The 13192-nt window shown below is 69.7% G+C and carries 12 protein-coding genes and 2 tRNA genes; 10 read left to right on the plus strand and 4 right to left on the minus strand.

Annotation, left to right across the window (positions count from 1 at the left end):
- The first annotated feature begins 95 nt into the window (after positions 1-95).
- Both ACFWXC_RS34655 and ACFWXC_RS34660 read left to right on the plus strand, forming a co-directional pair.
- Entirely contained in the window at positions 96-581 is a 486-nt protein-coding gene (locus ACFWXC_RS34655; RefSeq protein ID WP_384484913.1) for a ribose-5-phosphate isomerase, read from the plus strand.
- A gap of 181 nt (positions 582-762) precedes the next feature.
- Positions 763-1566: an Fpg/Nei family DNA glycosylase gene (locus ACFWXC_RS34660; protein WP_384484915.1), complete on the plus strand. Its 804-nt coding sequence runs from the start codon at positions 763-765 to the stop codon at positions 1564-1566.
- Between the two features lie 10 nt (positions 1567-1576).
- On the opposite strand, the gene ACFWXC_RS34665 is transcribed toward ACFWXC_RS34660, so the two are convergent.
- Positions 1577-2818: a GNAT family N-acetyltransferase gene (locus ACFWXC_RS34665; protein WP_384484917.1), complete on the minus strand. Its 1242-nt coding sequence runs from the start codon at positions 2816-2818 to the stop codon at positions 1577-1579.
- Between the two features lie 175 nt (positions 2819-2993).
- Between ACFWXC_RS34665 and ACFWXC_RS34670 the strand changes: the two genes are divergently transcribed.
- Together ACFWXC_RS34670 and ACFWXC_RS34675 are read left to right on the plus strand one after the other, a co-directional pair.
- Positions 2994-4157 carry a PP2C family protein-serine/threonine phosphatase gene (locus ACFWXC_RS34670; RefSeq protein WP_384484919.1) on the plus strand — a complete coding sequence of 388 codons (1164 nt, stop codon included), beginning with the start codon at positions 2994-2996 and terminating at the stop codon, positions 4155-4157.
- Positions 4158-4403: 246 nt separating this feature from the next.
- Positions 4404-4871, plus strand: coding sequence for an HD domain-containing protein (locus ACFWXC_RS34675; protein WP_384484921.1), 468 nt, complete (start codon positions 4404-4406; stop codon positions 4869-4871).
- Positions 4872-4877: 6 nt separating this feature from the next.
- On the opposite strand, the gene ACFWXC_RS34680 is transcribed toward ACFWXC_RS34675, so the two are convergent.
- Complete coding sequence (locus tag ACFWXC_RS34680) at positions 4878-6035, minus strand: acyltransferase family protein (protein ID WP_384484923.1); 1158 nt, start codon at positions 6033-6035, stop codon at positions 4878-4880.
- Between the two features lie 462 nt (positions 6036-6497).
- Between ACFWXC_RS34680 and ACFWXC_RS34685 the strand changes: the two genes are divergently transcribed.
- The gene (locus ACFWXC_RS34685; protein WP_360483848.1) at positions 6498-6692 is read left to right on the plus strand and encodes a hypothetical protein; all 195 of its coding nucleotides are present in this window, start codon (positions 6498-6500) and stop codon (positions 6690-6692) included.
- Positions 6693-6953: 261 nt separating this feature from the next.
- On the opposite strand, the gene ACFWXC_RS34690 is transcribed toward ACFWXC_RS34685, so the two are convergent.
- Positions 6954-7024, minus strand: a tRNA-Gly gene (locus ACFWXC_RS34690).
- A gap of 163 nt (positions 7025-7187) precedes the next feature.
- On the opposite strand from ACFWXC_RS34690, the gene ACFWXC_RS34695 reads away from it, so the two are divergent.
- From ACFWXC_RS34695 to clpX, 5 genes are all read left to right on the plus strand, one after another.
- Positions 7188-7264: transfer RNA gene (locus ACFWXC_RS34695), tRNA-Pro, on the plus strand.
- A gap of 187 nt (positions 7265-7451) precedes the next feature.
- A complete protein-coding gene (gene tig / locus ACFWXC_RS34700) occupies positions 7452-8840 on the plus strand; it encodes a trigger factor (RefSeq protein ID WP_384484925.1) in 1389 nt (462 codons plus the stop codon).
- A gap of 450 nt (positions 8841-9290) precedes the next feature.
- Positions 9291-9899 (plus strand): ATP-dependent Clp protease proteolytic subunit, encoded by a 609-nt coding sequence (locus tag ACFWXC_RS34705; protein ID WP_384485000.1) that lies wholly within the window; start codon positions 9291-9293, stop codon positions 9897-9899.
- Between the two features lie 67 nt (positions 9900-9966).
- Positions 9967-10632, plus strand: a complete 666-nt coding sequence (locus ACFWXC_RS34710) for an ATP-dependent Clp protease proteolytic subunit (protein WP_217549465.1) — start codon at positions 9967-9969, stop codon at positions 10630-10632.
- Between the two features lie 189 nt (positions 10633-10821).
- Complete coding sequence (clpX, locus tag ACFWXC_RS34715) at positions 10822-12108, plus strand: ATP-dependent Clp protease ATP-binding subunit ClpX (RefSeq protein WP_384484928.1); 1287 nt, start codon at positions 10822-10824, stop codon at positions 12106-12108.
- Between the two features lie 67 nt (positions 12109-12175).
- On the opposite strand, the gene ACFWXC_RS34720 is transcribed toward clpX, so the two are convergent.
- Positions 12176-13141, minus strand: a complete 966-nt coding sequence (locus tag ACFWXC_RS34720; RefSeq protein WP_384484930.1) for a hypothetical protein — start codon at positions 13139-13141, stop codon at positions 12176-12178.
- Between the last annotated feature and the right edge of the window lie 51 nt (positions 13142-13192).

Genomic DNA, 13192 nt, shown 5'->3' on the forward strand with positions numbered 1-13192 from the left:
CTTGAGGTTTTCCTGAGGTTCTGTAGTGTTACTCACACTTTCCGGGGTTCAGCCCCGACGCTGCCGTGCGTTAACGGGCGTGTCACACTCGTCCCATGCGCGTGTATCTCGGCTCCGACCATGCGGGCTTCGAACTCAAGAACCACCTCGTCGAGTGGCTGAAGGCGGCGGGCCACGACCCCGTCGACTGCGGCCCCCACATCTACGACGCCCAGGACGACTACCCGCCTTTCTGCCTCCGCGCGGCCGAGCGGACGGCGGCGGACCCCGAGTCCCTCGGCATCGTGATCGGCGGCTCCGGCAACGGTGAGCAGATCGCCGCGAACAAGGTGAAGGGCGTGCGGGCGGCGCTCGCCTGGAGCGAGGAGACCGCGTCACTCGGCCGGCAGCACAACAACGCGAACGTCGTCGCGGTGGGCTCGCGGATGCACACGCAGGAGGAGGCGACGAAGTTCGTCGAGACCTTCCTGAACACGCCGTTCTCCGAGGGCGAGCGCCACATCCGCCGCATCGACATGCTGACGGAGTACGAGACGACGGGCGACCTCCCGCCGATCCCGCCGCACCACCCCCAGCCGTAACACTCTTCCCCGCCCGGCCGCCTGCCCACCCACCCGACTCGGCCCACCGAGAGGCGAGGCCCGGGGGCGGCCGGCGGTTGCACGGCCGCGACCCGGCGGGGTGCCCTCAGTCTCCTGTCCTCTCGACGTTCTCCTCTTCACCGAGCGAGTCGGGTGGGTGGGTGGGAAAGGAATGGCTTTCGTGCCGGAAGGGCACACTATTCATCGGCTCGCGGCGGACTACCGGCGGCTCACCGGACCCGTACGGGTCAGCAGCCCGCAGGGCAAGTTCTCCGACGCCGCGCAACTGATCGACGGCGCCCCCCTCACCCGTACCGAAGCCCACGGCAAGCACCTCTTCCTCGGCTTCCGGGACAGCGACTGGGTCCATATCCACCTCGGCCTCTTCGGCAAGGTCACCTTCGGCGACGCCCCCGCACCCCCGGCCACCGACACGGTCCGGCTCCGCCTCGCCGACGCCGGCTCGTACGTCGACCTGCGCGGCCCCACCACCTGCGCCCTGATCACCGACGGCGAGAAGAGCGCGATACACGCCCGCCTCGGTCCGGACCCGCTCCGTGACGACGCCGACCCGGACGTCGCGTACCGGAGGATCTCCCGCAGCCGTACGACCGTCGCCGCGCTTCTGATGGACCAGAAGGTCATCGCGGGGGTCGGCAACGTCTACCGCGCCGAGGTGCTGTTCCGGCACGGGATCGATCCCTATCGCGCGGGCAGGGAGATCAGGCCCGCCGAGTGGGACGCGGTGTGGGCCGATCTCGTCGGGCTCATGCACGAAGGCGTACGGAACAACCGCATCGACACCGTCCGCCCCGAGCACACCCCGGAGGCGATGGGACGCCCACCGCGCGTCGACGACCACGGCGGCGAGGTGTACGTCTACCGCCGGGCCACCCTGCCCTGCCACGTCTGCGGCACCCCTATCCGCACCGCCGACCTCGCCGCCCGCAACCTCTTCTGGTGCCCCCGCTGCCAGGAACGCTGAGCGGCGGGCACTAGAAACCGTGCGGCAGCCACGGCAGTACCGGCGACCCGAACGCCGTCGACGCCTCCGCCAGCGCCCCCGGCCGCAGCTCCCGCACCCGGCCGGCGCGGGCCAGCGACAGCAGGGAGACACCACCGAGGTACGCCGCCCCCAGTTCCCGTATGGACAGGGCGAGTTCGGCCGCGTCGGTCGTACGTTCGCAGGACGCGCCCTTGGCGTCGCCGGTCAGCCGCCAACGCCCCGCGTTCCACGGGCAGAAGGCGTCGGCCACCTCCAGCACCACGTCCACCGGCGCCTGGTAGGTCCGCGCCGTGAGCGCCGCACCGACGTCGACGAGACGGACGTACCCCATGTCCCGCACCCGCGTCAGACAGCGCCGGATGTCGGAGACCAGGTACTGCCAGGCGTCGTCGACCGGCCGCCCCCGTACCGTCAGCTTCGACATCAGGTCGATGCCGAACAGGAACCGCCACAGCGCCGCGTCGCTCGCCGCGTCCAGCGCGGCCAGGTCCTCCAGCGTCACCGTGCCGTCGTGCCCGCTCGGCGACCAGCCCAGCTTGGTCCGGAACCGGGCGTACCCGGTGACCCGCCCGTCCCGCTCGGCGACCACGCACTGCAGCGCCGACGCCCCGTCCCGCTCGCTCTCCGGGTCCAGCAGCCCCGCCCGCTCCCAGCCGGGCTGCCGGGCCAGCATCCCGGGCCGCAGCGGCACCAGCTCCGCGTACACCGCCTCGCACGCGCCGAGCACGTCGGCCGGCGCCGCGTACCGCAGGCGTACGCCGTCGGTGCCGGCCGGCACGTCCAGCGTCACCCGGCTCGTGTCGATCTCGGCGTGCAGCTGGTAGACCGCCGTGTCGTACCCGAAGCGGCCGTAGATCGCCGGCTCGGAGGCGGTCAGCGCGGCGAGCGCCTCGCCCCGCTCCCGTACGTCGGCCAGCTGGCGCCGCATCATCGCGGTCAGCACCCCGCGCCGCCGGTGCGTCGCGGACACGCTCACCATGGAGACGCCGGCCACGGGCACCACGGCACCGCCCGGCACGGTCATCCGGAAGCTGAACGCCCCGCCCGTCCCGACGAGTTCGGTCCCGTCCCAGACGGCCAGCGCACGCTCGGCCTCCGTCAGCGACCGGTCCAGCTCGCGCTCCTCGGCCGACGCCGGGCCGTCCCCGAAAGCCCGCACCAGGTGGTCCCACCAGCCGTCGAACTCCTCGGCACGCAACACCTTCAACTCGGTCGTACCGTCGCTCGCCATATGCCATGCCTATCAGGGTCAATGCGGGACAAGCCAGCGAATTTCTCCTGGACGGCGACGCGGGGGCTTCCGGTGAAGTTCACTGTGAAGTCGCAGTCGATGGTGAACCTCGGACGGGGGACAAGTGGGACCTCCCGTGCCAAGCAGCTGGTCCGATGGATAGGGTCCCGAACTAATGGCAGTAGACGGAGACCGGCGCGGAAAGGCCGAGACGTTCACGGCCCGGTGCAAGATGCAGTGGCACCGGGCCCGCGTCGGCCTGCGCAGAAGCGCCGTGGACTACTTCCGCGGCGACGGCTCCGACTGGATCGCGCTCGTCGGACTCCTGCTGACCGTCCCGGTGCTGGCGGCCATGACCCTCGCCAACTCGGTGTGGTTCTCCCCGGCCTCCCTGGTGCTGCCGATCATCGCGGGCGGCCTGCTGCTGCGCCCGGCAAGCCTGCTCGGCCTGTACGCGGCGGCGGCCACGGCGCTGATCGTCGAGTCGGTACGGCTCGGCCCCTACACCGAGGGCCCCTCCCGGGTCACCCCGGGCGTGGTCCTCGTCGTCGCCGCCTGCGGTTTCTTCGGCCTTCTCACCGCCCAGTTCCGCAGCCGGGTCGGCGTGCCCTGGCGGCGCGGCGGCACCATGCTCTTCGACCTGCGCGAACGCATCCGGGTGCAGAGCAAGCTGCCGAAGCTGCCGCCGGGCTGGCACCGCGAGATGGCCCTGCGGCCGGCCGGCGGGCAGTCCTTCTCCGGCGACTTCGTGGTCGCGGCCCGCACGAACAACGGCCGCACGATGGAGGTCGTCCTCACGGACGTCTCCGGCAAGGGCATGGACGCGGCGTCCCGCGCCCTGCTGCTGTCCGGCGCGTTCGGCGGCCTCCTGGGTTCGCTGCCCCCGCACGCCTTCCTCACCGCCGCCAACGGCTACCTCCTGCGCCAGGACTGGGACGAGGGCTTCGCCACCTCGATCCACCTGGTCCTCGACCTGGACTCCGGCGACTACGAGCTCTACTCCGCGGGCCACCCCCCGGGCCTCCAGCTCAGCGCGGGCAGCGGCCGCTGGGAGGAGAAGGTCGCGGAGGGGCCCCTCCTGGGCGTGTACGACGGCGCGCAGTTCGACTCGGTCAAGGGTTCGCTGCGCCCGGGGGACGTGCTGATGCTCTTCACGGACGGCCTGGTGGAGACGTCGGACCGGGACATCGTGGAGGGCATCGACCGCCTCACGGGAGAGGCCGACCGCTATGTCGCCGGCGGCTTCCACGGGGCGGCCTGGCACCTGATCGAGGCGGTGGCGAAGGACGTGAACGACGACCGGGCGCTGCTGCTGATCTGCCGGGAGGCGGCGCGGTGAGGAGGCCGACGGTCGGGCTGCGGGCCGGTGGGGGCTGGTCGCGCAGTTCCCCGCGCCCCTGACGGGGCGCTTCGCCCGCCGTCTCTCCTCAGCTGCGGGCAGTCGTGCCTCCCCCAGTGCCTTAAGGGCCTGGGAGGTGCCCCCAGGCGGCACGGGTGGGCGCTGGGGGTACCCCCTCTGGGGGAGGCACCCTGCAAGCGCCGGTAAGCGTCCCCACCCCCACCCCCGCCACGGGATACTCGCACCGTGACTCCGACCCCGCTCTCCCTCGCCGAAGTGGAGACGCTCGCCCGAGCCGCTCACGCGGCGCAGACCGACAAGGCCGGCCGCCCCTACGCCGAGCACCTCGCCGCCGTCGCCGAAGGCGTCCGCGTCCGCGGCGGTGACCCGGAGCAGATCGCGGCCGCCTGGCTGCACGACGCCGTCGAGGACCACGCCCTCACCGCGGACTGGCTGGCGGCGGCCCCCCTCACCGCCCGCACCAGGGCCATCGTCCTCGCCGTCACCAAACGCCCCGGCGAGCCCCCCGAGACGTACGCCCGCCGCATCCTGGACACCCCGGGCGCGCTCCTCGTCAAACAGGCCGACCTCGCGCACAACGCCGACCCCGGCCGTCTCGCCGTACTCGACGAGGACACCCGCAAACGGCTGACCGAGAAGTACGCCCGGATGCGCGCCCTCCTCGGTCTGTCCGCGCAAGCGGAATCCGCGTAAGCGGAATCACGCGTTGGCCATCTCCCGGTCCTCCCGGTCCTCCCGGTCCTCCCGGTCCTCCCGGCCCTCGCGGCTCTGCCGCCCCCGCGCCATCTCCGCCGGGTCCTGCCGGAACGCCCAGGCCATCCTCGGCTCCATGGCGAACCGGAACACCCGCTGGACGGGCCGGGAGCACAGCAGCGTGACGACGACGCCGGCGAGCGCGGTGACGAGGATCTCGCCGAGCGGCCCGTGCAGCCACCTCGGGTCGAACCAGCCCGCGTGGTCGGCGTACTTCACGACGAAACCGTGCAGCAGGTAGCCGTACAGCGTGCCCGCGCCCAGTGCCGTGAACCACATCCGCCGGCCCGGTACCCAGGACAGGAAGCAGGCCGTCAGCAGCATCGAGCAGCCGAACATCGCGAGCACCATCACCGGCCCGCACCACCACGGCGCACCCAGCTCCTGCGCGGAGTCCCGGTGGTAGAACCACGCGGTGTTCATCCGCGGCACCGACCACCAGGCGAACGCCAGCGCGACCGCGAACACCGGCACCGCGGCGATCCGCACCGGCCACCGGCGTACCAGCCGGAAGTGCTCGGGCCGCAGGCACAGGCCGAGCACGAAGTACGGCAGGAACTGCAGGACCCGCTGGAGGTCCAGGTCGTCACCGATGGTGGGGGACACGGACGCCAGCATCGCGACGAGGAAGGCGACCGGCAGCGGGTGGCGGACCGCCCGCCAGATCGGCGTGGTCAGCCGCCAGACGAACAGCGCGCACAGGAACCAGGTCAGGTACCAGGGGTCGAGCAGGCTGATGTCCTGACCGGGGGAGTGGGCGACGTACCGCTGGAACAGCGAATAGGCCGTCTCGAACAGGACGTACGGCACGAGGACACCGGTGACCAGGCGCTTCAGCCGGTCCGGGCGCATGTCGAAGTTCCGCGAGAAGTAGCCGGAGATGATGATGAACGCCGGCATGTGGAAGGCGTACACGACGCAGTACAGCGCCTCCAGGACGCGGCTGTCGCCCTTCAGCGGCTCCCAGGAGTGACCCATCGCGACGAGCACGATCGCCAGGTACTTGGCGTTGTCGAAGAACGCGTCGCGCTGTCTGTCCGCCGGCGGCCGGGCCGGGGGACGCGGTGCTGGGTTCTGGCCGGGGGACGTGGCGGCGGCAAACATCTGAGGCACCCTAGCGGCGCCTGTGGGATTTCGTAAAACCGCCGACGTGAATGCGGGATATCCGCCGTGATCGCCTGCGAACCGCCGGTCGATTTACCGGGGTCGACTCCTGTACCCATGCAGTTTCATGCAGCACTTACACCCGTGATGTCCCTATTCATCCTGACTAATTGGTGCATAACGTCTGCATGTGGCCCCGCCTTGTGATGCCTGTGTCAACAATTCGAATTGGCTGCGCGCGCGTTGTGTGGACACCGAAACCATGCCTGCCAATTGCCTTGGATCTGCGGCCGGGTGGAGCCTCGAATTACTGTGCGGGCGGGGACCGGTGGGCGGTGAGTTGTCGACGTTGTGTCACGGGCCGCATAGTGCGGCCGGGTTGGTGGCACGATGGTTCTGGCGGGGGTGCGGGGTCGTACCCCCGGGCCGGGAGAGCGGAACCGACCGAGGGCGTGATCAGTTGTGGCCATTTCACTGTCTGTGGTGCTGCTGTTGGCGATCATCCTGGTAGTGCTGATCAGAGGGGGGAACATCAAGGCCGGCCCCGCGATCGTCGCCGTCCTCTTCGGCTTCTTCCTCGCGTCGACCGGGATGGCCCCCTCCATCCAGCGCTTCCTCGACTCGATAGCGCAGACCATCAACTCGATCAATTTCTGACCGCGCGGGCGCGCGGGCGCGCGCCCGGACCGGCGCGACGGAACACGAGACGTGGACAGACGTCGATGGACGTGGACAGACGTCAACAGACGTGGACGACGGAACGCGAGACGTAGATTCCGTACGCCCTGTACAGCGTCCGCTCCTCCGTCCGCGCGGTCGGCGTGCCCGGCCCACGACGGTGCGGGGCGACCCGGCCCTGAACGCACCGAAGGCCCAGGCGGGAGGTCGGAACCTCTCGCCTGGGCCTTCGCCACGCGGAGCGGGCGACGGGAATCGAACCCGCGTAGTCAGTTTGGAAGACTGAAGCTCTACCATTGAGCTACGCCCGCACACCATGCGCCGCAGGTCCGTGACCGCGGCACAGAAGGCATCGTAGCGGGTCGTACACCGCGTAGGCCAACGTGTTGGTCCCCGCGGATGCGAGTCCGACGCGGGTGAACAAAGCGGCCGACGTGGGCGGCCCGGGCATGTACCCTACGTGTCGCACCGAAACGGGGTGTGGCGCAGCTTGGTAGCGCGTCCGCTTTGGGAGCGGAAGGCCGTGGGTTCAAATCCCGCCACCCCGACCACCGAATGACGGCGTCCGTCTTGATCGCCTTTTGGGGCGCTGAGCGGCTGCGGTTACTATGCAAGCTGCGCGCCCGCGTGTCCCGGCCCCCACTCGGCGGCCTACGAACTCCTCCGGGCGGCGAAACTCCGCCGGTGCCTCTCTGGTCCCGGCAGAACCCAAGCAGTCAGCCACAAGGAGACCGAACCGTGAAGAGCGCCGTGGAGACCCTGAACCCGACTCGGGTTCGGCTCACTGTCGAGGTGCCCTTCGAGGAGCTCAAGGACAGCCTCGACGCGGCGTACAAGAAGATCAACCAGCAGGTCACGGTGAAGGGCTTCCGCAAGGGCAAGATCCCGGCCCGCGTCATCGACCAGCGGTTCGGCCGCGGTGCGGTGCTGGAGGAGGCCGTCAACGACGCGCTTCCGAAGTTCTACACCGAGGCGGTCAACGAGGCCGAGCTCAACCCGCTGGGCCAGCCCGAGGTCGACATCACCGAGCTGAAGGACGGCGAGACGCTGAACTTCACCGCCGAGGTCGACATCCGCCCCGCCCTGGAGATCCCGGACTACTCCGGTATCGAGGTCGAGGTCGACGCGGTCGAGGTGACCGACGAGGACATCGAGAAGTCCGTGGAGCAGCTCCGCGAGCGCTTCGCGTCCACCTCTCCGGTCGAGCGGGCCGCCGAGGAGGGTGACGTCGTCACCATCGACCTGGAGGCCAAGGTCGACGGCGAGGTGCTGGAGGACGGCATCGCCGACGGCGTGTCCTACACCATCGGCTCCGGCGAGCTGCTCGACGGCATCGACGACGCCGTGAAGGGCCTGGAGGCCGGTGGCGAGGCCACCTTCACCTCCGAGCTCAAGGGCGGCTCCGCGGCCGGCCAGGAGGCCGAGGTCACCGTCAAGGTCACCCAGGTAGCCGCGCGTGAACTCCCCGAGCTGGACGACGAGTTCGCGCAGCTCGCCTCCGAGTTCGACACCCTGGACGAGCTGAAGGCCGACAGCCGCAAGCGGCTGGCCGACATGAAGACGTACGACCAGGCCACGCAGGCCCAGGAGCGCGTCCTGGACAAGCTCCTGGAGCTCGTCGAGGTGCCCGTCCCCGAGAAGCTCCTCGAGGACGAGATCAACACCCGCAAGCACAACCTGGAGCACCACCAGCTCGCCCAGATGGGCCTCGACCTCGAGAAGTACCTCGAGATCCAGGGCAAGACCGCCGAGGAGTTCGAGGCCGAGACCAAGGAAGCCGCGGTCAAGGGCATCAAGACCCAGTTCGTCCTCGACGAGCTGGTCAAGGTCGAGAAGCTGAACGTCAACCAGGAGGAGCTCACCGAGCACCTCATGCGGCGCGCGGCCTCCTCCGGCATGTCCCCCGACCAGTTCGCCCAGGCCGTCGTCGAGGGCGGTCAGGTCCCGCTCCTGGTCGGCGAGGTGGCCCGCGGTAAGGCCCTGGCCGTCGTGGTCGAGGCCGCCACGGTCAAGGACACCAACGGCGAGCTCGTCGACCTGGACGACGAGGACGAGACCGAGGCGGAGACCACCGAGGCCGCCGCCGAGACCACGGACGCCCCCGCCGAGGAGAAGACCGAGGGCTGAGCCCACGGCGCCCACAACGGCGTACAGAGGGCTCCTGGGACCTGTTCCCGGGAGCCCTTTGTCGTACGGGCCGGGGTACGGGCCGGGGCGGCGCGCCCGAAGGCGGCACAGCCGCCGCTCGGGGGCGCGGGGCTGCAGGGGACATGCGGCTGCCACCGCGCGGGCGCGACAAGCCACGACGGCGCCGCACTCGCCCGCCCAGGGGCACGGTCACGGCGGGTTGACAGCGGTCCTTCCGCCGGAGGCGCCCGCTCTACGCCCCCGGCGAACAGCCCTGTTACCGGGATTCCCCGAAGGGACCATCGCGTTAGGGTCCATGAGTACGGGGCAAGGAGACCGGGGTCCAAGGGAACCGAGCCCCGGCCAAGCCCCCGGCAGGGATCCCGCTAGGGAAACGTAAGACGGCCCGGCGCCGTCGTAAGACGAGCAGGTGGATACGTGACGAATCTGATGCCCTCCGCCGCCGGCGAGCCTTCCTTCGGTGGTGGCCTCGGCGACCAGGTCTACAACCGGCTGCTCGGCGAGCGGATCATCTTCCTGGGCCAGCAGGTCGACGACGACATCGCCAACAAGATCACCGCGCAGCTGCTGCTGCTCGCGGCGGAGCCCAGCAAGGACATCTTCCTCTACATCAACAGCCCCGGCGGCTCGGTGACGGCCGGCATGGCGATCTACGACACCATGCAGTTCATCCCGAACGACGTGGTCACCATCGCCATGGGCATGGCGGCCTCGATGGGCCAGTTCCTGCTCACCGGCGGCACCGCCGGCAAGCGCTTCGCCCTGCCGCACACGGACATCATGATGCACCAGGGCTCCGCGGGCCTGGGCGGTACGGTCTCGGACATCAAGATCCAGGCCCAGTACCTGCTGCGCACCAAGAAGACCATGTCCGAGTTGACCGCCCTGCACTCCGGCCAGAGCGTCGAGACGATCGTCCGCGACGGCGACCGCGACCGCTGGTTCACCCCGGAAGAGGCCAAGGAGTACGGTCTCATTGACGGGATCATCACGCATGCCTCCGGTGTTCCGGGAGGCGGCGGTACCGGCGCCTCCTGAGCCCGGCCACGCCACGCTCCGCCGAGACTCCAGCCCCCCGAACGCCACCAGGACGGTGAACACCCTCATGAGCAACATCCCCGGCGCTGCTGACGCCCGCTACGACGGGCCCCGGCCCGACGCCCGCTACGTCATCCCGCGCTTCGTCGAGCGCACCTCCCAGGGCATCCGCGAGTACGACCCGTACGCGAAGCTCTTCGAGGAGCGCGTGATCTTCCTCGGCGTCCAGATCGACGACGCCTCCGCCAACGACGTCATGGCGCAGCTGCTGTGCCTGGAGTCGATGGACCCGGACCGGGACATCTCGATCTACATCAACAGCCCGGGCGGCGACATGACCGCCCTCACGGCGATCTACGACACGATGCAGTTCGTGAAGCCCGACATCCAGACGGTCTGCATGGGCCAGGCGGCCTCCGCCGCCGCGATCCTGCTGGCCGCCGGCACGCCCGGCAAGCGCATGGCGCTGCCGAACTCCCGTGTGCTGATCCACCAGCCGGCCGGTTCCACCGGCCGCGGCCAGCTCTCCGACCTGGAGATCATCGCCAACGAGTTCACCCGGATGCGCGAGCAGCTGGAGGACATGCTGGCCAAGCACACCAAGCGGCCGATCGAGAAGATCCGCGAGGACATCGAGCGCGACAAGATCCTCACGGCCGAGGAAGCGCTGGAGTACGGCATCGTGGACCAGATCATCTCCACCCGGAAGATGAACAACGCTGACGTCCGCTGACAGAGGATGTAGTCTCTGCCGCCCTTGGCCCGGTTTGACCGCGGGCTCGGCAAGGTGCACGTCAAAGTGAACCGTGCCAAGGGGGGCCCGTACGGGGGGCCCGGCAAGGTACCGTCGACATAAGGCAGCACCAGGAGCCGCTGGATTCGAAAGAGTCCAGGCGTCTCCCAGGCGAAGGGGAAGCACACCGTGGCACGCATCGGTGACGGCGGCGATCTGCTCAAGTGCTCGTTCTGCGGCAAGAGCCAGAAGCAGGTCAAGAAGCTCATCGCAGGGCCCGGTGTGTACATCTGCGACGAGTGCATCGACCTCTGCAACGAGATCATCGAGGAGGAACTCGCCGAGACGAGCGAGGTGCGCTGGGAGGAACTCCCCAAGCCCCGCGAGATCTACGAGTTCCTGGAGGGCTACGTGGTCGGCCAGGAGCCGGCCAAGAAGGCACTCTCGGTCGCGGTGTACAACCACTACAAGCGGGTCCAGGCCGGTGAGAACAGCGGCGGCCAAAGCCGCGAGGACGCCATCGAGTTGGCGAAGTCCAACATCCTGCTGCTGGGCCCCACGGGCTCCGGCAAGACGCTCCTGGCGCAGACCCTGGCCCGCATGCTGAACGTCCCGTTCGCGATCGCCGACGCGACCGCGCTGACGGAGGCGGGCTATGTGGGCGAGGACGTCGAGAACATCCTCCTCAAGCTGATCCAGGCGGCCGACTACGACGTCAAGAAGGCCGAGACCGGGATCATCTACATCGACGAGATCGACAAGGTCGCGCGGAAGAGTGAAAATCCGTCGATCACCCGGGACGTCAGCGGCGAGGGCGTGCAGCAGGCCCTGCTGAAGATCCTGGAGGGCACCACCGCGTCGGTGCCGCCGCAGGGCGGCCGCAAACACCCGCACCAGGAGTTCATCCAGATCGACACGACGAACGTGCTGTTCATCGTGGGCGGTGCGTTCGCGGGCCTGGAGAAGATCATCGAGTCCCGGGCGGGTGCCAAGGGCATCGGCTTCGGCGCGACGATCCGCTCCAAGCGGGAGCTGCAGTCCAAGGACCAGTTCGAGGACGTCATGCCCGAGGACCTGGTCAAGTTCGGCATGATCCCCGAGTTCATCGGCCGGCTGCCCGTCATCACCTCGGTGCACAACCTGGACCGCGAGGCCCTGCTCCAGATCCTGATCGAGCCGCGCAACGCGCTGGTGAAGCAGTACCAGCGCCTCTTCGAACTCGACGGCGTGGAGCTGGACTTCGAGCGCGAGGCCCTGGAGGCCATCGCCGACCAGGCCATCCTCCGCCAGACCGGCGCGCGCGGCCTGCGCGCCATCATGGAGGAAGTCCTCATGTCCGTGATGTACGAGGTGCCGTCCCGCAAGGACGTGGCCCGCGTGGTCATCACGGCCGACGTCGTCCACTCCAACGTCAACCCGACCCTGATCCCGCGCGACGTGCGCGGCCGGGGCGCGGGGGAGCAGAAGTCGGCGTAACCACGTCAACACCGAAGCGCCGGGCCCTCCTCCAAGGAGGGCCCGGCGCTTTCGCGTGGGTCGGCGGCTACTTGGCGACGCGCACTTCACTGCGTACATCGGCCGCGATCTTCGCCGACTCGTCGATGCTGTACGACTTCACCGCCGCCGTCGGCTCCACCATGCCGATGGTGCTGTAGTCCGCCCAGATGCACAGGTAGGCCGTCTGGGCCTTGCCGGTGAGCTGGTTCTTGCCCTTCGCCTGCTGGCACTTCATCACCGCGCCGTCCAGCCCGTCGGGCGAGACGGACCGGGCGTCGCCGACGAACTGCACGTCGTCGTCCGAGGTGCTGTCCTTCTTCATGTTGGCGAAGGTGGCGTCCAGCGCGGCCTCCGGATCCTTCACCGACCCGTACACGCCGAAGAGGGTGACGTTCTCGGCGGTCTGCGCCTTCGCCACGTCCGTCGGGTCGCTGGTGTCCAGGGACTCCAGGTCGACGGTCGAGTAGATCGCGGTGACCGAGGTGGCGCCGGTGACACCGGACTTGGCGAGGTCCTCGGCGTCGCTCGAACTCGCCTTCTGCTCGCTGGAGTCACCCACCCGCTTGTACTTGGCGGACAGGACCGAGGCCGGCGCGGTCAGCTTGTGCGGCCCGTCGTCCTTGAGTCCGCCGCCACCCCCGGCGAGCACGAAGTACGCGCCGACCGCGACGGCGGCGACCACCGCCACCGCCCCGATGACCAGCCCCGTCTTCTTCCTGCCGCCGCCCGGAGCCGGCGGCTGCGGAACGCCGTAGGGAGGCTGGCCGTACGGCGGCTGCTGGCCGTACGGGTTCTGCTGCGGGGGAACACCCTGGGGCGGGTAGCCGTAACCGGGCTGCCGGCCGTAGGGCCCCTGCTGCGGCGGGGCCTGCTGGGGGTAGCCGTAGCCGGGCTGGGGCGCCTGCGGCGGCTGGCCGTACGGACCCGGCTGCTGCTGCGGCGGCGGCCCTCCGTACGGTCCCGGCTGCTGCGGCGGCGGCCCTCCGTACGGGCCCGGCTGGTTGTAGCTCATCTCTGGGTTCCCCTCCAGATGCTTATGTGTTCCCGACATCCTGGCTCAGCC

The organism is Streptomyces sp. NPDC058683, from assembly GCF_042716195.1.
Taxonomy (GTDB): Bacteria; Actinomycetota; Actinomycetes; order Streptomycetales; family Streptomycetaceae; genus Streptomyces.

Bases quoted from the DNA above. Each gene is read 5' to 3' on its own strand.
- ACFWXC_RS34655 (WP_384484913.1), top strand. From the start codon at position 96: ATGCGCGTGTATCTCGGCTCCGACCATGCGGGCTTCGAACTCAAGAAC.
- ACFWXC_RS34665 (WP_384484917.1), bottom strand. From the start codon at position 2,818: ATGGCGAGCGACGGTACGACCGAGTTGAAGGTGTTGCGTGCCGAGGAG.
- ACFWXC_RS34670 (WP_384484919.1), top strand. From the start codon at position 2,994: ATGGCAGTAGACGGAGACCGGCGCGGAAAGGCCGAGACGTTCACGGCC.
- ACFWXC_RS34680 (WP_384484923.1), bottom strand. From the start codon at position 6,035: ATGTTTGCCGCCGCCACGTCCCCCGGCCAGAACCCAGCACCGCGTCCC.
- ACFWXC_RS34705 (WP_384485000.1), top strand. From the start codon at position 9,291: ATGCCCTCCGCCGCCGGCGAGCCTTCCTTCGGTGGTGGCCTCGGCGAC.
- ACFWXC_RS34710 (WP_217549465.1), top strand. From the start codon at position 9,967: ATGAGCAACATCCCCGGCGCTGCTGACGCCCGCTACGACGGGCCCCGG.
- ACFWXC_RS34720 (WP_384484930.1), bottom strand. From the start codon at position 13,141: ATGAGCTACAACCAGCCGGGCCCGTACGGAGGGCCGCCGCCGCAGCAG.